Raw genomic sequence first — 24,402 nt, forward strand, 5'->3', positions numbered from 1 at the left:
TGCCCCCAGGGCCCGCAGGCATACGCATAGCGCGTCCAGGCTGGGAACTCTTCAATCCTAGCAAGGTTTTCGACTCAGGTGAAACCGAACGGGCAGCTCTACGACCGCCGCAGCCTCACACCGATCCGGAGATGATCGGGATGCGGGATCGGGTCACCACGATCACGTCCAGCACGAGCGATGCCAGCACGCTGGCGATCAGCCCGAAGAAGAGGATGTTCGTATCCAGCCAGGGCTGACCGCGCAGCAGCAGCACGGAAACGATGAACGCGATGAACTTCAGCAGCCAGCAGCCCAGCACGATCCCGAAGAAAACTCCGATGTACACGGGGCTCTCGACGAACCGATTGGCGAAGGCGATGCTGCCGATCGTCAGCAACAGGAAGAACCCGCCCATCGCGGTGCCGATGAGCCCGCCGACGACGCCTTCTCCCCCGGAGACCAGCCAGCCGATACCCGCGAAGACCGCCATGAGCACGATCGTCGCGATGATCCCCCACCGCAGCGCCCGCAGCAGAACCGGCTGCGATGCCGGCATGGGCCGGGGGCCCTGGTCGGGCGTCTCCTGCGGCTCGGGCTGGGTTGCGTCGCTCACTCGAGGATCCTCTCATCCGGTTCCGCCCCGGCCGTGCGCTCGGTGCTCGGGGCGTCGACGGGTGTTCCCCGCCTCGGCAACGCTATCAAGTCGCGCTGTGCGAATCGTGCGCGCACCCGCACCGCGGGGAAGAGCAGCAGCAGCACGCAGGCGATCCCGCCCACCACGAGCACCACGACCGGCAGTACCCAGCTCTGCAGCGTGAACACCAGCAGCACGGCGACCGACAGCACCGCGGTGCCGAGGTAGAAGATGAACACCGCCTGCAGCGGCGAGTGCCCCATGTCGAGCAGCCGGTGGTGCAGGTGCTGCCGATCCGCGGTGAACGGGCTCTTGCCCGCCTTCAGGCGCCGCACGACCGCCAGCGAGAAATCGGCGAGCGGCAGGGCCAGCACCGCGATGGGGAGGATGATCGGGATGTAGCTCGCCAGCACGAGCTTCTGATCGAGCGCCGCCGGGTTGATCTGTCCCGTCACCGACACGGTCGAGGTCGCCATGAGCAGTCCGACGAGCAGGGCCCCCGTGTCGCCCATGAACATGCGTGCGCGATGCCAGTTGAACGGCAGGAAGCCGACGCAGATCCCGACCACCACGATACCGATGAAACTCGCGAAGACCACGGAGTCGACACGGCCGCTCTGCTCGTTCAGCAGACGCGTGTAGATGAAGAAGAGCGAGTTGGCGATGATGGCGACGCCCGCCACGAGCCCGTCGAGGCCGTCCACGAAGTTGACGGCGTTCATCACCAGCGTGATCAGGAACACCGTGATCACGAAGTTGGCCGCGGGCGAACCCACCACCAGGGTGTCGCCGAAGGGCAGCGAGACGATCTGCACCCCGTTCCACGCGAGCAGTCCGGCCGCGGCGAGCTGCGCCGCGAGCTTCACCATCCAGTCGAGGTCGAGCAGATCGTCGAGGATCCCGACGGCGGCGATCAGCGCGCACGCGCCCAGGAGGGCCCACATCTCCGGACCACGGGTGAACAGCCCCGAGAACTCGGGCTGCGCGCCCGCCACCGCGAAGGAGGCGAGGATCCCGATGAACATCGCGATGCCACCGAGACGGGGTGTCGGCGTGCGATGCACGTCGCGCTCGCGCACCTCGGGGGCGAGCCGGTAGCGCCTGCTCAGCCGCAGCACCGCGTACGACGCCGCCGCCGTCACGAGCACGGCGACGGCGGCGACTACGAGGTAGGGCGCCATTTCGATCCCCGGCTCAGTCGGCGAAGGTCGCCTGCGGCAGCACCTCGGCGAGCGCCTCTCGACTCACCCCGCCCTCTCTCAGGATGCGCAGCTGCCCGCCCTCCTCCGTGAGACCGGTGGCGTCGATGATCGTCGACGCCACTCCGTCGCCGGGCGTCTCGCCGGCCTCCAGGTAGACCTCCACCGAGTCGCCGAGCATCTCGTGCGCGGCCGCGGCGGTGCGGGCCGCGGGCTGGCCGGTGAGGTTCGCCGATGAGACCGCCAGCGGGCCCGTCTCCTGCAGCAGCTCGAGAGCGAGCGGCTGATCCGGAATCCGCAGCGCGACCGTGCCCCCCGTCTCGCCGAGATCCCAGCTCAGCGAGGGGTTGGCCTGCGTGATGATCGTGAGCGGGCCGGGCCAGAAGGCCTCTGCGAGGGCCGTGAGCGGCGCCGTGACCTCCGCAGCGAGGGCGGAGAGCGTGCTCGTGTTCGGGATCAGCACGGGCGGGGGCGACTGCCTGCCGCGACCCTTCGCATCGAGCAGCCGCTGCACGGCCTCCGGCGTGAACGCGTCGGCGGCGACGCCGTAGACGGTATCGGTCGGCAGCACGACGAGCTGCCCGCTGCCGAGCGCGCGCCGCGCCGTGCGGGTGCCGGTCAGCAGTTGGGAGCTATCGGAACAATCGAACACCTCGGCCATAACGGACCATCTTACTCCGGGAGCCCCACCGGAGCCTGGGCGCCAGTGTGCCAGGGCGCCAGGGCGCCCGGGCACTGCGTGCCTGCGTCCCCACTCCGCGAGGGGGCGCCAACTGCTCAGATGTATCGAGTTCCGAACAGTCCCTCCGAGATACGGATCTCGCATGCCTGATCGCGATCAGACGTGCGAAAGTCGTATCTCGGCACGCGTTCCCGGCGGTTTCGCCCCTTCGACGAGTTCAGACGCAGCACAGGCTGAGGGGGCGGAGCCCCGCCCCCTCAGCGACGGGCCAGCGTCGCGCGATCCCGGCCCGTGAGGTCGGGGCGGGTGACGGCCTCGCGCCAGCCGTCGGCTGTCAGCAGCTGCCGGATCGCCGCCCCCTGCGTCTCGGCGTGCTCCAGCACGAGCAGGCCGTCCGGGCGCAGAAGGTCTCGGCCGATCCTGCTGATCACGCGGATCAGGTCGAGGCCGTCCGCACCGCTGTAGAGGGCGAGCCCCGGGTCGTGATCGCGAACCTCGGGATCCCGGAGCACCATGTCTTGCGGCACGTACGGCGGATTGGAGACGAGCACGGCGACCCGGCCGGCCAGGGGTTCGAAGATGCGGCGGAGCTCGGATCCGCCCGGTTCGATCCCGTCGGGCGAATCCTGGTCACCCTCGCATGACTCGGGGAGGATCGGATCGAGCTCGGTGACGTCGCCGCGCAACAGCTCGACGCGATCCTCGCCCCACTCGCGCACATTGCGGTCCGCCCAGGCCAGCGCCTCAGCGCTCTTCTCGACCGCCCAGACCCGCGCCTCGCTCACTTCGTGCGCCAGCGCGAGCGCGAGCGCTCCGCTGCCGGTGCAGAGGTCGACGGCCAAGGGCTCGGGATCAGGCAGCCGCCGCAGTTCGTCGATGGCGAACTGCGCCACCGTCTCGGTCTCGGGGCGCGGCACGAACACCCCGGGCCCCACCGAGAGCTCGATGCCTCGGAAGGGTGCCCGTCCGGTGAGGTGCTGCAGCGGCACGCGGCGGGCGCGCTCCCCGGCGAGCTCGGTCAGCGCGGCGAGTTCATCCGGAGCGAGGTCCCGCCCCATCACGGCAAGCGCCTGCACCCGCCCTCGCGACACCCCGAGCACGTGCCCGACGAGCAGCTCAGCATCGGTCGCCGGATCCTCGATCCCCGCCGCCGCGAATCGCTCCCGCAGTTCGTCCAGCACCCCGCGGATCCCCCGCGGCTCGTTCCTCGCCTCACTCACTCCCCAACCCTAACCGTCGCCGTAACAGAGCGACGCATCCATAACGCCTTGCACACCCTCGGATAACTGCACGCTATAGTTTTGGGTGGCTTCGTCCCCCGACTCTCTGGAGGAGATCACACTCATGGCACGCACCTACGACAACATCACTCAAGCCTTCGGCAACACCCCCCTCGTGCGCCTCAACCGCGTCACCGACGGCGCCGAGGCCGAGGTCTACGCCAAGCTCGAGTTCTACAACCCCGCCGGCAGCGTCAAGGATCGGATCGGCATCGCGATCATCGACGCGGCCGAGGAGTCCGGCGCCCTGCAGCCCGGCGGCACCATCGTCGAGGGCACGAGCGGCAACACCGGCATCGCACTCGCCTTCGTGGGCGCGGCGCGCGGCTACCGCGTGATCCTGACCATGCCTGAGACCATGAGCATCGAGCGCCGCAAGCTGCTCGCCGCCTACGGTGCCGAGATCGTGCTCACCGAGGGGCCCCTCGGCATGAAGGGCGCCGTCGCGAAGGCCGAGGAGATCGCCGCCTCGACGCCGGGCGCCGTGCTCGCCCAGCAGTTCGCGAACCCCGCGAACCCCGCGATCCACCGCACGACCACCGGCCCCGAGATCTGGAACGACACCGACGGCCAGGTCGACATCCTCGTCTCCGGCATCGGCACCGGCGGCACGATCACCGGCGCCGGCGGCTACCTCAAGGAGCAGAACCCCGAGGTCAAGGTCATCGCGGTCGAGCCGATCGACTCTCCGCTGCTCACCGAGGGCAAGGCAGGCCCCCACAAGATCCAGGGCCTCGGAGCGAACTTCGTACCCGACATCCTCGACCGCGAGGTCTACGACGAGGTGATCGACGTCAGCCTCGCCGACTCGATCGCGAAGGCCCGCGCGCTCGGCACCGATGAGGGCATCCTCGCGGGCATCTCGGGCGGCGCGGCGGTGTGGGCGGCGACCGAGGTCGCGAAGCGCCCGGAGAACGCCGGCAAGAAGATCGTGGTCGTGGTGCCCGACTTCGGCGAGCGCTACTTCTCGACCGTGCTCTACGAGGATCTGAACGTCTGATCTCCATCAGTCCGGGCCCGCGCGGGAATCAACCGCGCGGGCCCGGTGTTGTATCCCAGCAGCCGACCAGCCCGACCAGGAGGGACGCCAGTGAGCTTCTTCGGCCGCATCCGCGAGGACATCCGAGCCGCCAAGGCCGGCGACCCCGCCGCCCGCAGCGGCATCTCGGTGCTCCTCATCTACTCCGGTCTGCATGCCGTCTGGTGGCACCGCGCCTCGCACGCGATGTGGCTCCGGGGTATGCGATTCCTCCCCCGCGCTCTGTCCCAACTCGCGCGCTTCTTCACCGGGATCGAGATCCACCCCGGCGCGACGATCGGCCGACGCCTCTTCATCGACCACGGCATGGGCGTCGTGATCGGGGAGACCGCGGTCGTGGGCGACGACGTGCTCATCTACCACGGCGTCACCCTCGGCGGCACCGGGCACAGCCGCGGCAAGCGGCACCCCACCATCGGCGACCGCGTGGTCATCGGCGCCGGGGCGAAGGTGCTCGGCGATATCGAGCTCGGCCACGACAGCGCGGTGGGGTCGAACGCCGTCGTCGTGCGCTCCGCGCCGCCGTGGACCACGCTCACGGGCATCCCGGCCCAGGGGCGCCCGCGGCGCGGCGCCCCCGTCGCCGAGACCCCGGATCTCGCGGACTTCTACGTGATCTGAGCCCGGTTCGGCATCGGCGCCGGACCGTTCAGCGCAGTCGGCGCCCGTGCTCCTCCATCCACCGCTTGGTGCGGCGCTGCTCGATGAAGATCATGGCGATCCCACCCACCCAGAACGGGATCTGCACGGCGAACGCCACCTTGAAGGCTCCCAGGGAGTAGTGGTCGGGCGATCCTGCGCCCTGCAGATCGAGCACGAAGCCGATGAGCAGGATCACGAACAGCGAGGCGATGAATCCGCCCATATTCACGAGGCCGGTGCCGAAGCCCGCGAAGCTGCGGGGCGTGTGCGAGCGGGCGACCTCGAAGGCGATCATCGATGCCGGGCCGCCGAACGGCATCACGATCATCAGCGCGACCAGCAGCCACATCGGCGGCGGCCCCGGCCACAGCAGCACGGTGCCCCAGACCGCCATGATGGCCGCGGTGATGCCGACGTTCATGTAGACGCGGCGCTCGACGAAGCGCGAACTCAGCGGGCCGAGCAGCAGGCCGGCCGTCATCGAGGCGAGCACGACGATGTTGAGCAGGCCGCTCGCGGTCGCCCCGTCGAGGCCCGCGCCTCCCGTGAGGAACGGCGTGCCCCACAGCAGGATGAACGCGTTCAGGGCGAACGGAGACGAGAAGTGCACCCAGAACGCGAGCCGCACCCCCGGCAGCGCGAGCAGGCGACGCAGCTTGCGCCAGAACCCCAGACCCGGCACCCGCGTCGCGGTGATGACGGGAAGCATCCCGGTCTCCGGCGGCGGCATCGCGAACGCACCGGTCGCCTCACCCGCACCCAGCGAGCGCGCTTCGCGACTCAGTCGACCGATACGCCCGGTGAGCCGCTCGACCGGCGTGCCCTCCCCCGGCGCGTTCCGCAGCACGAAGCAGCCGAGGATCATGACGAGCAGGCCGACCGCGGCCACGCCCAGGAACCCCGTCGTCCACCCGAATCCCGCAACGACGAGCGCGAGCGGGGTCACCGACACCAGTTGACCCGCCTGACCGATGAGGCCCGTCAGCTGGCTCACGACGGGTAGCTGCCGCACCGAGAACCACTCCGGCAGCAGGCGCATCACACTGATGAAGGTGCAGGCGTCGCCCGCGCCCACGAACACGCGGGCGAGGATCGCGAGCCACACATCCGAGACGGTCGCCATGATGCTCTGCCCCACGACCATGAGCAGGCCGCCGCTGAGGATCATCGCCGTCGCACCGAAGCGGTCGAGCAGCGTGCCGACCGGGATCTGCAGACCGGCGTAGACGATGAGCTGGATCACCGGGAACGCCGACAGCGTGGTCGCGTCGATGTCGAAGTGGTGCTGGGCGGCGGGGCCGAGCGCCGCGAGCGAGGAGCGGTTGATGATCGCGACGGCGTAGGCCAACGCGGCCACGCCCCACACCACCCATGGGAGAAGTGGCCGTGCCGTGCGCATAGGCTCAACTCTACTCTTCCCGTGGTGCTCGGTACCTGGCCGACGCGACGTCCGACCGCGCGCGTGCGTCGGCCGTTTCGGCGGGCGCCCAGCGGAAACGCTCGGCGAAGCGCGCGAACCACGGCATGCGGGTCAGGGTCGCGAACAGCAGGTAGCCGAGCAGGCCTCCCACCACGTTTGAGAGGAGATCGCTGGTATCGGCGATGTGCCCTCCACCGAAGAGTTCCTGCACCGCGAACTGCGTCATCTCGATGCCGAGGCTCGTGGCCGTGACCGCGATCAGCACCCTCCACCAGGACGGCTTCGCGAACATCAGCGCGAAGAGGATCCCGAGCGGCACGAACACCAGCACATTGGTCACTGCATCCTCGAGCTCGTAGTTGACGAACGGGACGAACACGACGCCGGCCGTCCACGGCTGCGTACCGGGGATGACGTGGACGTAGATCGGGAACACGGTGTTCGCCGCGATCCCCGCCGCATACACTCCGAGCGCCGCCGCCACCGCGGCACGCGGGACGGTGAAACGGCGCTTCACCACGAGACGCCGCACCAGCAGTCCGAAGATCACCGCCCCCAGAGGAATGACGACGGGCAGCACGGGCACCTGCTCGAAAGGATCGCTCACGACCCTCGACGCTACCCTCCGAGAGTTGTGCGATCACCCGGCTTGCCGGGTGATCGTTTCGCTGGCGCCGGTCAGCCGCGCGGAGGCAGCGGCGGTCCGTCCGGGAAGTCGCTGCGGGTGAGGTCGAGGAGGAGCCCGTCTTCGAGGTGCCCGCCGGGCCGCACCTGGTAGTCGCGCATCACCCCGACGCGCCGGAAGCCGAGCCGCTCGTAACTGCGGATCGCGCCCTCGTTGTGCACATTGGGATCGAGCGTGACACGGCTGATCCCCGCCGCGAACTCTTCGCGGATCGCCAGGGCGAGCACCTCCTCGCCGATGCGCCGACCGCGGAAGCGCGTACCGATGAAGAGGTGCATGACCGTGGTCGGGTACTCGGGATCCTCGCCGCGCAGCACGTACATCGCGCCGGCGCACACTCCCCCGACCTCGATGATGCGGGTCGCGGCGGCCTCGATGAACTCCTCGCGCACGCGCTCGGGGGCGTAGCCGACCCACCACTCGGCCACCTCGGGTTCCCGCAGGATCGCGAGGAGCGGATCCTCGTCGGAACTCTGCGGCGCCCGCAGCGTGACGAGCGGGCCTACGATGGGAGCAGTGATCGCGATAGCGGATGTCATGCTCTCAGCGTAGCCCGCCCGTCGCTCGTCGCGACCGACGGAGCGCCGCTGCTGCTGGAAGGCCGCTGCTGCCGGACCGGCTGCTACTGCCTGGCTGCTACTGCCCGAGCTGCTTCAGCCGGTCTTCCTCGTCCATGCGGATGCACGACTCGATCACGGGATCGAGCGCGCCGTTCATGACGTGATCGAGGTTGTACGCCTTGTAGCCCGTGCGGTGGTCGGCGATGCGATTCTCGGGGAAGTTGTACGTGCGGATGCGCTCCGAGCGATCCATGGTGCGGATCTGGCTGGATCGGTGCGCCGACGCCTCCGCCGCCGCCTCCTCAGCCTGCTTCGCGAGCAGGCGGGCGCGCAGCACGCGCATGGCTGCTTCGCGGTTCTGCAGCTGCGACTTCTCGTTCTGCATGGCGACCACGATGCCGGTGGGCAGGTGCGTGATGCGCACCGCGGAGTCGGTGGTGTTCACCGACTGCCCGCCGGGGCCCGATGAGCGGTACACGTCGATCTTGAGGTCGTTCTGGTTGATCTCGACCTCCTCGGGCTCGTCGACCTCGGGGTACACGAGCACGCCCGTGGTGGAGGTGTGGATGCGCCCCTGCGACTCGGTGACCGGCACGCGCTGCACGCGGTGCACGCCGCCCTCGTACTTGAGGTGCGCCCACACGCCCTGCGAGGGGTCGCTCGCGTTCGACTTGATCGCGACCTGCACGTTCTTGTACCCGCCGAGGTCGCTCTCGTCCTTCTCGAGGATCTCGCTCTTCCACCCCTTCGACTCCGCGTAGTGCATGTACATGCGCAGCAGATCGGCGCCGAAGAGCGCGGACTCCGCACCACCCTCGCCGCCCTTGATCTCGAGGATCACGTCGCGGGCGTCGTCGGGGTCGCGCGGGATCAGCAGTCGGCGCACCTTCTCCTGGGCCTCTGCGAGGCCCTCCTCGAGACCCGGGATCTCCTCGGCGAAGGCGTCGTCCTCCTTCGCCAGCTCGCGTGCGGCCTGCAGATCGTCGCCGAGCTGCTGCCACTGTTCGTAGGCGGCCTTGATCTTGCTGAGCTCAGCGTAGCGCCGGTTGACGCGCTTGGCGCGACCCGCATCGGCGTGCAGCGCGGGATCGGCCAGCTCCTCCTGCAGTCGGGCGTGCTCGGAGAGCAGCGCCTCCACCTGTTCGAACATCAGGCGCGGCTCCGCTGGACCTCTGCGAGCAGTGCGGCGTTGGAGGCGGTGGCGCGCAGGCGCGCAGCGATCTCGTCGGCCGCGTCGTCATCGGACGCGATGCGCTCCCGCAGCGCGGAGAGTGCCGCGGCCTCGGCCGCGCCGAGCATCGCCTCGGCATTGCGGGTGAGCGAGGCCTCGAGATCCACTGCGGGGACCGTGCCGGGCAGGCTCTTCTCGAAACGGACCTCGCTGTTGGCGACGGCGCGCACCTCGCGCAGCAGCAGCTTGTCGGCGTCGACTCCGGTCTTCGTCTGCGCCGTGGCGAGCACGGTGAGGGAGCCGCCGTTCTCGACGTTGCGGGCCGCTGCGAGCAGACGCTTGATCTGGCCGAGCGCGAACTCGTCGATCTCGTCGAAGGCGGGGCGCGCCGAGGCGTGCTGCGCCTGCGCGTAAGCGCGCGCGAAGCGGTTCAGGGAGTCCACGAGCACCACGACGTCGTGCCCGAGCTCGACGAGGCGCTTCGCGCGATCGATGGCGAGCTCGGCGACGGTGGCCTGATCCTCGGCGGGACGATCGAAGCTCGCCGCGACGACCTCGCCCGAGATCGTGCGCTGCAGGTGGGTGATCTCCTCGGGCTGCGCATTCGCGAGCACGACCATCAGGTGAGCGTCGGGCCGGTTGGCGCTGATCGCCTGCGCGAGTTCCGAGAGCACTCCGACACCGTGAGCGGAGGCCGGCAGCACCAGCAGACCGCGCTGGCCGAGGCCGATGGGCGCCGCGATGTCGATGGCGCGCCCGAGCAGCCGATCCGGCGTGGTTTCGAGCGACAGGCGCTCCTGGGGGAACACCGGGGTGAGGTCCGCGATGTCGACGCGCTTCTCGTTCTCATCGACGGTGCGTCCGTTGACGGTGTCGACCTTCACGATGGCGTTGTACTTCTGGCGGCCGCCGCCCTCGCCCTCGCGGGGCTGACGGATCGCGCCGACGACCGCGTCACCGCGGCGCAGGCCGTACTTCTTCACCTGGCCGAGCGAGACGTAGACATCGCTCGTGCCCGGGAGGTAACCGCTCGTGCGCACGAAGGCGTAGTTATCGAGCACGTCGAGGATTCCCGCGACGGGCAGCAGCACGTCGTCCTCGGTGATCTCGGGCTCGAGATCGTCGTTCTGGCCGCGGCGCTTGCGATCGCGCTGGCGGGTGCGGGTGGAGCGCGACGCGTTCTCGCCCTTGCCCTGACCGTTCTTGTCGCCGCCCTGGCTCTGGCCGCGCCCCTTGGAGTCATCGTTCTGCTCGGCCGCCTCCGCCGCCTCGCCGTTCTCGTTCTTCTGCCCGCGGGTGCGACGGCCGCGGCCGCGGCCGTTGCCCTCACCCTCGGCGTCGGACTTCGCAGCGTCGGACTTTGCAGCGTCCGCCTTGGCAGCCTCCTCCTTGGCGGGTTCCTCGGCCGACTCGTTCTGGGGAGCTTCGTTCTGGGACTGCTTGCCGCGTCCCTTGGCCTTCGCCTTGCCGCCGGTAGCCTGCTCCGCGCTCTTCTCGGCGGGCTGCTCCTCCGTCGCCTCGGTCTCCGCCTGAGGCTTCGACTCGGCGGCCTGCGCACGGCGCGAACGACCGCGTTTGGCGGGAGCCGCAGCAGTCTCGGCGTTCTCAGCGGCCGAGCTATCGCTCTCGCCCGCGGGGGCCTCGGAGGCGATCGCGGCATCGGTAGCGGGCGCCTCAGCGGCCGCCTCGGCAGGAGCTTCTTCCGCGGCCTTCTTCCGGCTGCGCGAAGCACGCTTCTTCGGCGCCTCGGCAGGAACCTCTCCGGCGTCCGCTGCATCCGGCTCCGCGGGGGTCTTCGCTGCCGCAGGCTCCGCAGGCGCGTCGGCGGCCGGCGTCTCAGCGGGAGCCTCCTCTGCGACCTTCTTCCGGCTGCGCGAAGCACGCTTCTTCGGCGCCTCGGCAGGAGCCTCCGCAGCGGGAGCGGCAGGAGCCTCGGCAGCGGGAGCGGCGACCTCGGCAGGAGCACCAGCCTCCGCAGGAGCAGCGGCCTCCGCAGGAGCAGCGGCGCCCGCCGCCTGCGTCTCCGCGGGGGCGGCCTCGCTGACGGTTCCCGCAGCGGTGCTCACGCGACGCGAGGCGCGGCGCCGCACGGGCGCGGTCTCCTCAGCTGCGGGGGCAGAGTTCGTCTCTTCGACGTTCGATTCCATCGTTCTTCCTCTCGGAACGCGCGGGTTCGGCGGCCACAAACGGCCCTCCCGCGGTGGTGCACAGACTGTGCTTCGGGATCACCGGACCTGTCGTCTCGGTGAGGGAATGATCCACCGGCCACGAGCGAGGAGCGAGAACGCGATGCGCACCGACTGCTCGCCCGCATGATTGCTAGGCGGGGATCGCCTCCACTGTAGCACCCTTCGTGTCGACGGCGAGGATCAGCGCCTGCCAATCGCTGTGCTCCGCTTCGACGAGGTCGACCGCTCGCAGTCGGTCCGCCGGCCCGTTCGAGAGCACCAGGATCGAGGGCCCCGCCCCCGACACGACTGCCGGATGCCCCGCCTCGCGCAGCTCGCCGATCAGATCCCGGGTCGCGGGCATCGCATCGCCCCGGTAGTTCTGATGCAGCCGATCCTCCGTCGCCTCGAGCAGCAGCTCGGGGCTCTGCGTGAGCGCGGCGATCAGTAGCGCGGAGCGCGAGACGTTGAACACCGCGTCCTCGTGAGGCACCTGCTTCGGCTGCAGGCTGCGCGCGAGCTCGGTCGACATCGTGAAGCTGGGCACGAGCACCAGCGGTGCCACACCGCGGTGCACCATGAGCCGCTTGAACCGCGGCCCTTCCGGGGTGGTCCACGCGATGGTGAGACCGCCGAAGAGCGCGGGTGCGACATTGTCGGGGTGCCCCTCGAGCTCGGTCGCGAACGCGAGCAGTTGCTCCTCGCTCAGCTCGACCGGGTCGACGGGGTCGCTCTGCAGCAACCCCGCGGCGACCATCACACCGGCGACGATCGCCGAGCCCGAGGAGCCCATGCCGCGACCGTGCGGAATGCGGTTGTGCGCCGTGAGCTCGAGGCCGGGCACGGCGCGGCCCAGCCGCTCGAAGACGTGCGCCGCCGAGCGCACGACCAGGTTGGAGGCATCGGTCGACACCTCCCCCTCACCGACGCCGGTGACGTGCACCGTGGCGCCCGGTGCCTCGCGGGTCACCGCGGTCAACTCGTCGCCGTAGGCGAGGGCGATGCCCAGCGTGTCGAAGCCCGGCCCCAGGTTCGCGCTGGTCGCCGGCACGCGGACGCGCACGGCGCGCTGAGCGCTGGAGCCGCTCACGCGTTGCCCTCGAGACGCAGCACGCTGGTGACCTCGATGACCATCTCGGAGGAGCGAAGCGCCTCCACGGTCGCCGCGAGGTCGGCCTCCCGGGCGACGTGGGTGCCGATGACGAGCGCGGCGCGAGCCGCCTGATCGCCTGCGCCCTGCGCTGCGGTCTGCTCGACGCTCGCGGCCGACACGCCGTGCTCGGCGAGAATACCGGCGATCGCCGCGAGCACGCCCGGCTCGTCCCGCACCTCGAGCATCACCTGATAGGCGGTATTGACCTCGCCCACCGGAAGGATCGGGAGGTCGGCGTGCTGCGATCCGGCGATGCCCGGGCCGCCCGCGACGTGGCGCCGGGCAGCGGAGACGAGGTCGCCCAGCACGGCCGACGCGGTCTCCGCGCCCCCGGCTCCGGCTCCGTAGAACATAAGCTCCCCCGCGGCCTCGGCTTCGACGAACACCGCGTTCTTGCCCTCGTGCACGGCGGCGAGCGGGTGGTCTCGGCGGATGAGCGCCGGGTAGACGCGCGCCGAGACGCCGTCGACGCCCTCCGAGGAGGTGAGCCGCTCGGCGATCGCGAGCAGCTTGATCACGTAGCCCGCGTTCTTCGCGGCCTCGATCTGCTCGGCTGTGATGCCCGTGATGCCCTCGCGGTACACGGCTTCGACGGGCACCTCGGTGTGGAAGGCGATGCTCGCGAGGATCGTCGCCTTCTGCGCCGCGTCGTAGCCCTCGACGTCGAGGGTCGGGTCCGCCTCGAGATAGCCGAGTTCGCTCGCGACGCGCGCCGCGTCCTCCGCACTGTCTCCGAAGCGGTCCATGCGGTCGAGGATGTAGTTGGTCGAGCCATTGACGATCCCGAGCACGCTCGTGATGTGGTCGCCGGCGAGGCTCTCGCGCAGCGGGCGCAGGATCGGGATGGCCGCGGCGACAGCGGCCTCGTACGACAGCTGCGCGCCGACCTGCTCGGCGGCGTCGGAGAGCTCGGGCCCGTGGGCGGCGATCAGCGCCTTGTTGGCGGTGACCACGTCGGCGCCGCCCTGCAGCGCCTGCAGGATCAGAGACCGCGCCGGTTCGATGCCGCCCATGAGCTCGATCACGATGTCGGCGCCCTGCACGAGGCGCTCTGCGTCGGTGGTGAAGAGCTCCGCGGGGAGTTCGACGTCGCGCTTCGCTTCGACGCTGCGCACTGCGATCCCGGCCAGAACGAGGCGCGCGCCGACGCGCGCGGCGAGCTCGTCGCCGTGCTCGAGGATGAGCCGGGCCACCTGTGCGCCGACCGAGCCGCAGCCCAGCAGCGCGACCCTCAGATCACGGTACTCGTTCACTTCGTATCTCCGTTTCGTTCGAGAATGCTTCTGTTCGACTGTCAAGGTTCGGAGGCCGCCGGCCCGTGAGAGCAGTCTGCGGGCGACCTCCGACATTCATGGTGAGGGGGTCGTGACGACGCTCTTCGCGAGCAGCTCGTCCTCGGTCTCACCGCGCACGATGATGCGCGAGGCTCCCTCGCGCACCGCGACCACCGGGGGTCGAGGCACGTAGTTGTAGTTGCTCGCGAGCGACCAGCAGTAGGCTCCCGTGGCCGCCACGGCGAGCGTGTCGCCCGGACGCACGTCGCCGGGCAGCACGTCGCGCTGCACCACGACATCGCCCGATTCGCAGTGCTTGCCGACCACGCGCACGAGCGCCGGATCGGCATCGCTCGATCGATTCGCCAGGCGCACCTGGTAGTCGGCGCCGTAGAGGGCGGGGCGGGCGTTGTCGCTCATGCCGCCGTCGACGCTCACGTAGAGGCGCGAGGAGCAGCCGAGGTCCGCGGGATCGGCAGCCGCGTCCGAACCGGCGAGCGCCACCTCCTTGGTTGTTCCGACGGTGTAGAGCGTCACCCCCGACTGACCGATGATCGAGCGCCCCGGCTCGAACGCGAGCTTCGGCACCGCGACGCCGAACTCCCGGGCGCTCGCGGCGACGATGTCGGCCAGCTCCCGCGCGATATCGGCGATCCTCGGCGCCTCATCGGCCTGCTCGCTCGTGTAGGCGATGCCGAAACCGCCGCCGAGGTTCAACTCGGGGATCGGTGCGCCGACGAGCCGCTCGAGCTCGGGGTAGACGCCGAGCAACCTCCGAGCCGACTCGCGGAAACCGTCGGTCGCGAAGATCTGGGAGCCGATATGGCAGTGCAGGCCGACGAACTCGAGGCTCTCGTGGGCGAGGATCGCCTCGACCAGGCGAGGCGCGTCGCCGAGCGGCTGGCCGAACTTCTGATCCTCGTGCGAGGTCGCGAGGAAGTCGTGAGTGGAGGCGTGCACTCCGCTGTTGACCCGCAGACGCACCCGCTGCCGTCGACCGGCCGCGCTCGCGGCCGCGGCGATTCGCTCCGTCTCGATCTCGCTGTCGATGATGATCGTGCCGACTCCGGCATCGACGGCGCGCGTGATCTCGCGCTCGGACTTGTTATTGCCGTGGAAGCCGATCTTTGAGGGATCGACGCCCGCTGCGAGCGCGACGGCGAGCTCACCCCCGCTCGCGACATCGACGGCGAGGCCCTCCTCGTCCATCCAGCGGGCCACCTCGACGCAGAGGAATGCCTTCCCTGCGTAGTAGACGGTGGCCTCCGTGCCGACGCGCGCGGCCTCGCGCTGCAGCGCCTCGCGCACCTCACGAGCGCGATCCCGAGCTGCTTGCTCATCGACGACGTACAGCGGCGAACCGTGCTTCGCTGTGAGCTCGGTGGCCGGGATCCCGGCGAGCTTCAATTCACCGCACCGGCTCCCGCGGCGCGCCGACGGGGGGAACACCCGAGGGTCGACGGCGTTGAGGTCGCTGCCTGGTGCGGCTGTGGTCATGCTTCACTCCTCAGGGATTCTTTCGGATCCGTCGACGCTCGATCAGCCTGACGGCAACCGGCGAGCGGACCCGGATTGGCCCCTGAAGCCTGCGAACGGAGGAACACCTCGGAACGGACCGCTCCAGTTTAGCGGGACGACAGTGCCGATGCTGTATGCGACCGGGATCGACGCCGCAGCGGACTGCCCGCTACTCGCAGCTGCCGGGCTGCTGCTCGGCCGGGTCGGAGAGGATGCGCGGAGCGAGATCCGCGGTGATGGATGCGGATCCCGTACTCGACAGCGAGATCCCCGTGAGCTCCACGCCCGCGGGGAGATTGCCCCGCACGCAGACCGTCTGCGTCTCGAGCAGCGGACGCAAAATGCCCCCGCCGACATCCGCGAGCTGATCGGCGTTCAAGTCGAACCCCGCAGCCGCGGCACCGCGCGGCTCCACCTCGACCTCGCCGTCCTCGGTGACCCTGATTCCGAGAGACGCCGTGATCGGTACCTGCTGACCGAACAGCTCGAGAGTGCGGCCGACGACGAGCGAACCGTCGCGCACCTCGCCCGTCTGCGCGACGCCCTGCGTGAGCAGGCTCACCACGGATCCGAGCTGCTCCTTGTCGACCCTCAGCTCCGCGGTACCGTCACGGATTTCACCCTGGGTCGGATCGAACGGCACGAAGCTCGCCCGCACCGTCCCATCAGCGGAGACGCCCTCGAGCAGGGGCGCGTCGGGCACCGTCACAGTCACCCCGCCGATCCCGCCGCGCAAAGCGTTCAGCAGTGAAGAACCCGACAGCGAGACCTCGACGGGATGATCCGGCGTGAGACCGAGCCCCTCGCGCACCGAGTCGGCGACGATCCCGGGCGAGATCGCGCGGAGCACCAACTCCACCGCACCGCCCAGCACCGCGATCGCGAGGATCGCGCTGAGAATCCGGAGCCACCACCGGGGCTTGCGTTCGGCCTTCACGTCGATCGCAGGCCTACAGTCGCTCGGGAGCGGAGACGCCGAGCAGATCGAGGCCGTTGCGCAGCACCTGGCCGGCCGCGTCGTTCAGCCAGAGCCGGGTGCGGTGCAGATCCTCGACGGGCTCCTCACCCATCGGGATCACGCGGCAGTTGTCGTACCAGCGGTGGTACGCGGCGGCGAGCTCCTCGAGGAAGCGCGCCACGCGATGCGGCTCGCGCAGCTCGGCGGCGCCGGCCACGATGCCCGGGTACTGCTGCAGCTTGCCGAGCAGGTCGGTCTCGGTCTGATGCGTGAGCAGCTCGGGTGCGAAGGCGCTGCGATCCACACCGGCCGCTGCCGCGTTGCGGTCGACCGCGCAGGTGCGGGCGTGCGCGTACTGCACGTAGAAGACCGGGTTGTCATTGGTGCGGCTGCGCAGCTTCTCGCCATCGAGGGAGAGCGGCGAATCGGCGGGATAGCGCGCGAGCCAGTAGCGCAGCGCGTCGCTGCCCAACCACTCGAGCAGATCGTCGAGCTCGATGATGTTGCCCGCCCGCTTCGAGAGGCGCGCGCCGTTGAGGTTAACGAGCTGGCCGATGAGCACGGTGACGTCGGTCTCGATGTTGTCGCCCGCGGCGCCGGCGATCGCGGTGAGACGCCCGATGTAGCCGTGGTGGTCGGCGCCCAGCAGGTAGATCTTCTCGCCGAAGCCGCGGTCCATCTTCGAGAGGTAGTAGGCGGCGTCGGCGGCGAAGTAGGTATAAATGCCGTTGCCGCGGGTGAACACGCGATCCTTGTCGTCGCCGAATGCGGTCGTGCGCACCCACACCGCGTCGTCCTCGTCGTAGACGTGGCCCTGCTCGCGCAGCCGGTCGATCGCGGCCTCGATGGGGCTCGGCTCGCCGTTCTCGCCCTGTGCATGCAGCGTGCGCTCCGAGAAGAACACGTCGAAATGCACGTTGAAGCGCTCGAGCGAATCCTTGATCTCAGCGAGCTGCAACTGGTAGGCGAGCTCCTGGGCCTGCTCGAGAGCGGCCTCGCGGTCGCTCTCGGCGAGTTCGGCGAGATCCGGGATCCGCTCGCGCACCTGCGCGCCGAGCGACTGGATGTACTCGCCGGGGTAGGCGTCCTCCGGGGCCTCCTCGCCGAGCGCGGCCGCCAGCACGGAGCGGCCGAACTTGTTCATCTGCGCGCCCGCGTCGTTGATGTAGTACTCGCTCGTCACATCCGCGCCCGCGGCGCGCAGCACCCGCGCCGTCGAGTCGCCGAGAGCCGCCCAGCGGGTGTGGCCCATGTGCAGCGGCCCGGTGGGGTTGGCGCTCACGAACTCGAGGTTGATCCGCTGGCCCGCGAGCACATCGCTGCGGCCGTAGGCCTCGCCCTGCTCGACCACGCGACGAGCGGTCTCACCCGCGCTCGCGGCGTCGAGGGTGATGTTGATGAAGCCGGGGCCGGCGACCTCGGCCTTCGCCACACCCTCGATCGCCCCAGCGCGCTCGACGATCTCCTCGGCGAGTTCGCGAGGGTTCGTGCCGATCCGCTTCGCGAACTTCATCGCAGCGTTCGAGGCCCAGTCGCCGTGATCCCGGTTCTTCGGGCGCTCCACCTGCGTGTCCTGCTCGGTGACCTCGATATCGGCACCGCGAGCGGCGACGATGTCGGTCAGGATGCGGGCGAGGGCGAGGGCGAGTTCTTGTGGCGTCACAAGCGACCAGTCTACTCCGCCCGCCTGCGGGGGCGAATTCACTGAGAAATACGGAAGGCCCGGCCAGAAACTCGTTCTGACCGGGCCTTCTCTGTTGCTTTCGTGCCCCCGGAGGGATTCGAACCCCCGACCTACGGTACCGGAAACCGGCGCTCTATCCCCTGAGCTACGGAGGCGAGCACTGGCAACGCCGACTAGCCTAGCGCACTTCCGGGGGTGCGCCGTGCCACCCCGGGGTCTCCTTCAGCGGGGACGCAGGACGGGAGTGAGCAGCCGGCACGCATCTTCACCCGGCACAATGGATTCTGCGATCCGGATCGATCGCGAGAACGTCGATCGAAACCCCGAAGGAGAACCACCATGTGCCAGCGAGTGACCTGCCAGAGCTGCAACAAGCCGACCTGGGTGGGCTGCGGCGAGCACGTCGAGGAGGCCCTGGCCGGGGTGCCCCAGGCCGAGCGTTGCCGCTGCAGCGACTGATCGCGGCGCCCGGCGTCCTCCGCGGCGCTGGCTGATTGCGGCGCCCGCGCTGCAGCTCTGACGGCGTGCGTGGGTTGACGACAGCGCAGTCGGTCGGGGAACGTGACGCTCGCCGACTACCGATCGTCGAGGGCCTCGCCCCGGCGATCAACGAGGCCCCAGGTCGCCCCGGCCGCGACCACGAAGAACACCGCGAACACCGCGAAGGTGAGCCCGGCCCCGCCCGCAGCCAGCATGAGCGGCACCAGCAGCGGAGCGACGATCGAGGCGATGCGCCCCACACCCGCGGCCCAACCCGCCCCCGTACCCCGCAGCGAGGTCGGGTAGATCTCGGGGGTGACCGCGTAGAGCGCGCCCCAGGCTCCGAGGTTGAAGAAGGAGAGCGCCATGCCCGAGGCGATGATCGCACCCTCCGCGTGGACCGTGCCGAAGATCACGGCCGAAACCGCTGACCCCATGAGGAAGAGCGACAGCGTCAGCCGCCTGCCCCACACCTCGATGAGCCACGCCGCGACCGCGTAGCCGGGGAGCTGCGCGAGCGTGATGATCAGCGTGAATCCGAACGAGCGCACGAGGTCGAAGCCGGCGTCGACGAGGATGCTCGGGATCCAGATGAAAGCGCCGTAGTAGGCGAAGTTCACGCAGAACCAGACCAGCCAGATCGAGGCCGTGCGCAGTCGGAACTCCGCCGACCAGAGTCCGCCGAGCCGTGAGCGAGCGCCGAGCCGATGCGCCGGTTCGCGCGCTTCAACCGGTTCGGCATGCCCACCGGGCTCGGCATGCGAACCGGGCTCGACAGCCTGACCGGCCCTGACCGCAGACGACTCGAACTCGCCCACGATCCGCTCGGCTTCGGCCGCACGCCCGCGTCCGGCCAGCCACCGCGGCGACTCTGGCAGGCCCCAGCGCACGATCAACGCGTACACGGCGGGGATCGCCCCGAGCGCGAAAGCCCAGCGCCACCCGTTCTCCGAGGCCGGCACCACGAAGTAGCCGATCAGCGCCGCAGCGGTCCACCCCACAGCCCAGAAGGCCTCGAGGATCACGATGAGCCGGCCGCGGATGCGCGCCGGCGCGAACTCACTCACATAGGTGGACGCCACGGGCAGCTCGGCGCCGAGCCCCAGCCCGACGAAGAACCGCAGTACGAGCAGCAGAGCGATACCGCCTACGAGTGCGCTCGCCCCCGTGGCCGCGCCGTAGACCAGCAGCGTGAGCGCGAACACCTGGCGCCGGCCGAACCGGTCGGCGAGCAGACCGCCGAGGCTCGCGCCGATCGCCATGCCCAGGAAGCCGATCGAGGCGATCAGGCCGCTCTCCCCCTTCGAGATGCCCCAGTGCTCGACCAGCGCCGCGATGATGAACGAGATGAGGCCGACATCCATGGCGTCGAGCGCCCACCCGAGGCCCGATCCCGTGAGCACGCGCCCGTGCTTGCGGGTGAAGGGCAGCGCGTCGAGACGCTGCGACAGGGAGGGATGGGTTTCGCTCATGGTTCACATGTTAGAGCGGGCCTCCGCCATTCAATGGGAGCGGGCCCCGGACATTCATACGCGGAGGTAGTTCAAGTCCCGGATCTGGCGCCCCTTCTCGGCGCCCTTCTGCTCGAAGGCGGTGAGCACGCGTCCGTCGAAGCGATCCGCCCACTCCCCCTCGAAACCGCGCTCGAAGCCGTCGGCGGCATCGAGCACCTCGCGCATCTGCACGGCGTAGTCCTCCCAGTCGGTCGCGAGTCGCAGCACGCCCCCGGGCTTCAGCGCGCGGTGCGCGATGCACGCGAAGTCGGCGCTGACGAGTCGCCGCTTCTTGTGGCGCTCCTTCTTCCAGGGATCGGGGAAGAACACCCAGATCTCGTCGACCGAACCCGCCGGCAGATACTTCTCGAGCAGCTCGGGCGCGTTGACCTCGGCGAGGCGGAGGTTGTCGAGCTTCGCGAGCTCGGCGCGGATCATGGTGCGGGCGAGCCCGGCACGGAACACTTCGATGGCGAGGAAGTCGGTGTCGCGACGGTGCTCGGCGGCGTGCAGGATCGCGTGGCCCTGTCCGGATCCGACCTCGACCACGAGCGGCGCCTTCCTGCCGAAGATCTGCTCGGGATCGCCCGTCACCCCGTCGGCCACGCTCGTCGCGGCCGGCCCGTGCGCGATGTCGAGCACGTACTTCTCGCGGTACTCCTCCCACGCCCGCGTCTGCGAGGGCGTCATGCGCCCGCTGCGGCGCACGAAAGACACCGGCTTATCGCGGAAGGTGGTGGGGTCGAAACTCTTGTGAGGCAGGGGCTGCTGGTCGGTCACCCGTCTACGGTAGCCCACGGTCGGCGATCCCGGATTCTCCCCGCATCCGCATCGCGAGAACGACTGACCGCGAACAGTCCTGCGGCGGTACCATGGGTAGAACACTTCGAAGCGGAGGGAACGACCCATGTCCAGACGACTTCTCCTGGTGAACGGCCCGAACCTCAACCTGCTCGGCACGCGCGAACCCGAGATCTACGGCGAGGAGACCCTCGAAGACGTCGAGGCGCTCGTCTCACGCATCGCGTCCGACTTCGGCTTCGAGGTGCGCGCGATCCAGAGCAACCACGAGGGCGAGCTCATCGACGCCATCCACGCGGCCCGCGAGGACTGCACCGCGATCATCATCAACCCCGGAGCCTTCACGCATACCTCGATCGCGCTGCGCGACGCGCTGACAGGGGTCGCGCTTCCCGTCGCCGAGGTGCACATCTCCAACGTGCACGCGCGCGAGGAGTTCCGCAGCCATTCCTATATCTCGGGCATCGCGCAGTGCGTGATCGTGGGCTGCGGGGTGCAGGGCTACGAGTTCGCGGTGCGACGACTGGCGGCGCTGACGGCGGGCTGATCCGGACGTCTCCCGCGCGGGCGGTGGCTTGAGGATCGAGGCGGCCCATTCCTATCGAACCAGCCCGAAAGTTGCGTGAATCGTAGGCCGGCTCGATAAGAATGGGCTGTCTCACTCGAGCGAGCAGCGGGATCGGGCCCACAATCCGTTACGGCACCGTCACGAACACATCGAACAGCTGCGGATTGTGGGCGTGGACCAATACCGCGAACACGACCGCGTCGAACAGCAGGTGCACCGTCACGACATAGGCGAGCGAGTGCGTGCGCAGGAAGATGTACCCCTGCACGAGCGCGAACGGGATCGTGAGCAGCGGCCCCCAGGCGCGGTAGCCGAGCTCCCAGAGGAACGACACGAAGACCACGGCCTGCAGCAGGTTCGCGGTCCACGCCGGGAAGTGCCGCAGCAGCACGGCGAATACGGTGCAGATGAAGAAGAGCTCGTCCCAGATGCCGACCGCTCCGACGCCGACGAAGAGTCGGGCGATGAGGTCGGCGTCATCGACGTCGGGCCAGTTGAGGTAGACACCCGAGCTGATGAAGTACCAGGGCAGGATCAGCCAGCCCAGCACGAGCACCGCCGCGAGCCATGACCAGTGCAGCAGGCCCCAGCGCCTGCCCCCGCCACCTCTCGCTTCGCTCCGTAGGCTGCCGCCGTGTGCGGCACCGCGGGCGCGCCCGCGCCAGGGGAACCCGGTCGCGCGATCCCGATACACCCACCGGGAGACGACGTACGGCACCGCGACCGCCCCGCCGAGGGCGAGCGTGAACTTCACCATCGACCAGTCGTCGAGCTCGGCTGCGAGCGGGATGCTGCGCACGATCGCGAGGCCGATCGCGATGAGCGAGAGGTCGCGCAGCAGACTCGGCGGGCGCGGTGCGGATCGGGATCCCGATCCGGATCCCGATCCCAGCGCGGCTCCCGCGGGTCCGGATCCCGCCCATGGTCCCGATCCCGCAGCCGATCCTCGCTCAGCGCCCGTGACCGCCACGCCCCGCGACCCCGTCCATGCGACGAGCAACCCCGCGGCCAGCAGGGCGAAGCCGAGCAACGGCAGTTCGAGCACGAAGAACGCCGGGGCCGCGAGCACGACGAGGAGCGCCGCGGCCAGGCTCAGCGGCTCGATCGCCCGCGAGCGTGCCGGCTGCACCGATCCTCCCCCTGCGTTCACCCTCCCAGCGTAACGGCGCTCCGTCCCCTGGGTCATGTCGCAGTCACGTCGCCGGCTCGCCCGAGACCCGGGCACCCTGCTCGAGATACGGATCTCGCAGCTCCTTCCGCGTCCAAGGGTGCGAAATTCGTATCTCGAGGAGGATCGGGGCCGGATCCTGCGTTCGCTTCGACCAGCTCAGGGTGCGATCGACCCGCCCCTCGAGAGGCCGCGCCGAAAGGTCGAAAAGGGCTCCGATCCACGTGGATCGGAGCCCTTTTCGACCTGTCAGGCGGACCGCCGCAGACGCAACCAGCCCCCGCCGCAGACGCAACCAGCCCGCCGCAGCCCGCGCGCCCCTCAGCTCACCGACGCGAGCTGCTTGGCACGGCGCCGCTCGACCACCTTGCCGCGCACGGCGAACGCGATCACGAGCAGCAGCAGGGCGTAGAGGGTGATCGGAATCGGCCCCTGCACCAGCACCGAGAAGTCGCCGTTCGCACTCATCGCGGCGTCGCGCAGACTCGTCTCGGCGAGCGGGCCGAGCACCATGCCGATGATGAGCGGCGCGAGCGGGAAGTCGACGGCGCGCATCACGAAGCCGACGAGGCCGACCGCGAGCAGCAGCATGAGGTCGAAGGTCTTGCCCGAGGTGGCGTAGATGCCGAGGGCGCAGACCATCGTGATGCCCGCGTACAGGTAGGGTCGCGGGATCAGCAGCAGCTTCGCCCACACCATCGCGAACGGCAGGTTGAGGATCAGCAGCACGATCATCGCGATGAAGAAGCTCGCGAGCAGCGCCCACACCAGCTCGGACGAGCGCTCGAACAGCAGCGGGCCCGGCTGCAGCCCGTACTGGCGGAAGGCCGCGAGCATGATGGCCGCGGTCGCCGAGATCGGCAGGCCGAGGGCGAGCAGCGCGCCCATCGCCATGCCCGTCGTCGAGTTGCCCGCGGCCTCGGGGGCTGCGAGACCGCGGATCGCGCCCTTGCCGAACTGCGGGTTCTTGCGGCGCGCATCGAGCTTCTTCTCGAGGCCGAAGGCCAGGAAGGTCGGGATCTCCGACCCGCCGGCGGGCACGACGCCGAAGGGCATGCCGATCGCCGTACCGCGCAGCCAGGCCGGCAGCGCTTCGCGGAACTCGCGGCCCGACAGCCACGGGCGGCCCTTGGGCCTGATGAGCTTGCCGCCGCCGATGTGCCGCTCGAGGCACGCGACGTAGATGACCTCGCCGAGAGCCAGCACCGCCACCGTCACCGTCACGAGGGAGACTCCGTCGAAGAGGTTGGGCGAGTCCATCGTGAAGCGGGGCGCACCCGAGATGCCGTCGACGCCGATCACCGCGATCCCGAGCCCGATGAAGAGCGACGAGAGGCCCTTCACGGGGTTGTCGGTGACCACCGATGAGGTCGCGACGAAGGCGAAGAGCGCGAGCGCGAAGAACTCGGCGGGGCCGAACTGCGTCGAGAAGTCGGCGAGCGCAGGCGCCATGAAGACGACCGCGATCGACGCGAGGAAGCCTCCGACGAACGCGCCGATCGCCGCAGTGGCAAGCGCTTGGGCGGCTCTGCCGTCGAGCGCCATCTTGTGTCCCTCGAACGTCGAGGCGATCGCCGAGGCCTGCCCGGGCATGTTCATGAGGATGCTCATCGTCGAGTCTCCGAAGAGCCCGCCGAAGTACACTCCGGAGAACATGATGAAGGCCGCAGTGGGCTCGAGTGCGAAGGTCATGGGCAGCAGCAGCGCGACCGCCATCGACGATCCGAGGCCGGGCATGACGCCGACCGCGGTGCCGAGCAGGCAGCCGATCACCACCCAGAGCAGGTTCTGCCAGGTGAGGGCTCCCGCGAAACCCTCTGCCAGGAGTTGCAGCGTATCCATG

At 69.7% G+C, this 24,402-nt stretch carries 21 protein-coding genes and 1 tRNA gene; 3 read left to right on the plus strand and 19 right to left on the minus strand.

Going from position 1 to position 24,402, the window contains the following annotated elements; genetic code table 11:
• Nucleotides 1–115: 115 nt before the first annotated feature.
• The 4 genes from AC0KXF_RS08630 to prmC form a co-directional block, all read right to left on the minus strand.
• Complete coding sequence (locus AC0KXF_RS08630) at nt 116–595, minus strand: 3-oxoacyl-ACP reductase (protein ID WP_473108787.1); 480 nt, start codon at nt 593–595, stop codon at nt 116–118.
• Nucleotides 592–1,797: an MraY family glycosyltransferase gene (locus AC0KXF_RS08635; protein WP_473108788.1), complete on the minus strand. Its 1,206-nt coding sequence runs from the start codon at nt 1,795–1,797 to the stop codon at nt 592–594. The genes AC0KXF_RS08630 and AC0KXF_RS08635 overlap by 4 nt, the downstream gene beginning before the upstream one ends.
• A 13-nt stretch (nt 1,798–1,810) precedes the next feature.
• A complete protein-coding gene (locus AC0KXF_RS08640; protein ID WP_473108789.1) occupies nt 1,811–2,476 on the minus strand; it encodes an L-threonylcarbamoyladenylate synthase in 666 nt (221 codons plus the stop codon).
• A gap of 278 nt (nt 2,477–2,754) precedes the next feature.
• Nucleotides 2,755–3,717, minus strand: a complete 963-nt coding sequence (prmC, locus tag AC0KXF_RS08645; protein ID WP_473108790.1) for a peptide chain release factor N(5)-glutamine methyltransferase — start codon at nt 3,715–3,717, stop codon at nt 2,755–2,757.
• Between the two features lie 124 nt (nt 3,718–3,841).
• Between prmC and cysK the strand changes: the two genes are divergently transcribed.
• Together cysK and cysE are read left to right on the plus strand one after the other, a co-directional pair.
• Nucleotides 3,842–4,777, plus strand: a complete 936-nt coding sequence (gene cysK / locus AC0KXF_RS08650; RefSeq protein WP_473108791.1) for a cysteine synthase A — start codon at nt 3,842–3,844, stop codon at nt 4,775–4,777.
• Nucleotides 4,778–4,867: 90 nt separating this feature from the next.
• Complete coding sequence (gene cysE / locus AC0KXF_RS08655; protein WP_473108792.1) at nt 4,868–5,437, plus strand: serine O-acetyltransferase; 570 nt, start codon at nt 4,868–4,870, stop codon at nt 5,435–5,437.
• Between the two features lie 28 nt (nt 5,438–5,465).
• Here cysE and AC0KXF_RS08660 read toward each other — a convergent pair whose 3' ends face one another.
• From AC0KXF_RS08660 to trmB, 13 genes are all read right to left on the minus strand, one after another.
• Complete coding sequence (locus tag AC0KXF_RS08660) at nt 5,466–6,857, minus strand: MFS transporter (RefSeq protein WP_473108793.1); 1,392 nt, start codon at nt 6,855–6,857, stop codon at nt 5,466–5,468.
• A gap of 10 nt (nt 6,858–6,867) precedes the next feature.
• Nucleotides 6,868–7,485: a VanZ family protein gene (locus AC0KXF_RS08665; protein ID WP_473108794.1), complete on the minus strand. Its 618-nt coding sequence runs from the start codon at nt 7,483–7,485 to the stop codon at nt 6,868–6,870.
• Nucleotides 7,486–7,556: 71 nt separating this feature from the next.
• Nucleotides 7,557–8,102 (minus strand): GNAT family N-acetyltransferase, encoded by a 546-nt coding sequence (locus AC0KXF_RS08670; protein WP_473108795.1) that lies wholly within the window; start codon nt 8,100–8,102, stop codon nt 7,557–7,559.
• Between the two features lie 97 nt (nt 8,103–8,199).
• Nucleotides 8,200–9,273, minus strand: coding sequence for a peptide chain release factor 1 (gene prfA, locus AC0KXF_RS08675; protein WP_223043407.1), 1,074 nt, complete (start codon nt 9,271–9,273; stop codon nt 8,200–8,202).
• Complete coding sequence (rho, locus tag AC0KXF_RS08680) at nt 9,273–11,441, minus strand: transcription termination factor Rho (RefSeq protein ID WP_473108796.1); 2,169 nt, start codon at nt 11,439–11,441, stop codon at nt 9,273–9,275. The genes prfA and rho overlap by 1 nt, the downstream gene beginning before the upstream one ends.
• A 172-nt stretch (nt 11,442–11,613) precedes the next feature.
• Complete coding sequence (gene thrB / locus AC0KXF_RS08685; protein ID WP_473108797.1) at nt 11,614–12,552, minus strand: homoserine kinase; 939 nt, start codon at nt 12,550–12,552, stop codon at nt 11,614–11,616.
• The gene (locus AC0KXF_RS08690; RefSeq protein WP_473108798.1) at nt 12,549–13,868 is read right to left on the minus strand and encodes a homoserine dehydrogenase; all 1,320 of its coding nucleotides are present in this window, start codon (nt 13,866–13,868) and stop codon (nt 12,549–12,551) included. Before AC0KXF_RS08690 ends, thrB begins: the two co-directional genes overlap by 4 nt.
• 96 nt (nt 13,869–13,964) lie before the next feature.
• Nucleotides 13,965–15,386: a diaminopimelate decarboxylase gene (lysA, locus tag AC0KXF_RS08695; RefSeq protein WP_473108799.1), complete on the minus strand. Its 1,422-nt coding sequence runs from the start codon at nt 15,384–15,386 to the stop codon at nt 13,965–13,967.
• A gap of 190 nt (nt 15,387–15,576) precedes the next feature.
• Nucleotides 15,577–16,344, minus strand: a complete 768-nt coding sequence (locus AC0KXF_RS08700) for a hypothetical protein (RefSeq protein WP_473108800.1) — start codon at nt 16,342–16,344, stop codon at nt 15,577–15,579.
• Between the two features lie 13 nt (nt 16,345–16,357).
• Nucleotides 16,358–18,028, minus strand: coding sequence for an arginine--tRNA ligase (argS, locus tag AC0KXF_RS08705; protein WP_473108801.1), 1,671 nt, complete (start codon nt 18,026–18,028; stop codon nt 16,358–16,360).
• A gap of 103 nt (nt 18,029–18,131) precedes the next feature.
• Nucleotides 18,132–18,204 (minus strand) — tRNA-Arg (locus AC0KXF_RS08710).
• A gap of 420 nt (nt 18,205–18,624) precedes the next feature.
• Nucleotides 18,625–20,001 (minus strand): MFS transporter, encoded by a 1,377-nt coding sequence (locus AC0KXF_RS08715; protein ID WP_473108802.1) that lies wholly within the window; start codon nt 19,999–20,001, stop codon nt 18,625–18,627.
• Between the two features lie 54 nt (nt 20,002–20,055).
• Nucleotides 20,056–20,802, minus strand: a complete 747-nt coding sequence (trmB, locus tag AC0KXF_RS08720) for a tRNA (guanosine(46)-N7)-methyltransferase TrmB (protein WP_473108803.1) — start codon at nt 20,800–20,802, stop codon at nt 20,056–20,058.
• Between the two features lie 127 nt (nt 20,803–20,929).
• Between trmB and aroQ the strand changes: the two genes are divergently transcribed.
• On the plus strand, nt 20,930–21,370 hold the full coding sequence (aroQ, locus tag AC0KXF_RS08725) for a type II 3-dehydroquinate dehydratase (protein ID WP_473108804.1): 441 nt from the start codon (nt 20,930–20,932) through the stop codon (nt 21,368–21,370).
• A 148-nt stretch (nt 21,371–21,518) separates the two neighbouring features.
• On the opposite strand, the gene AC0KXF_RS08730 is transcribed toward aroQ, so the two are convergent.
• Together AC0KXF_RS08730 and AC0KXF_RS08735 are read right to left on the minus strand one after the other, a co-directional pair.
• Nucleotides 21,519–22,541, minus strand: coding sequence for a CPBP family intramembrane glutamic endopeptidase (locus tag AC0KXF_RS08730; protein ID WP_473108805.1), 1,023 nt, complete (start codon nt 22,539–22,541; stop codon nt 21,519–21,521).
• Nucleotides 22,542–22,880: 339 nt separating this feature from the next.
• The gene (locus tag AC0KXF_RS08735) at nt 22,881–24,401 is read right to left on the minus strand and encodes a tripartite tricarboxylate transporter permease (protein WP_473108806.1); all 1,521 of its coding nucleotides are present in this window, start codon (nt 24,399–24,401) and stop codon (nt 22,881–22,883) included.
• Nucleotide 24,402 lies beyond the last annotated feature (1 nt).

The organism is Leucobacter holotrichiae, from assembly GCF_055791005.1.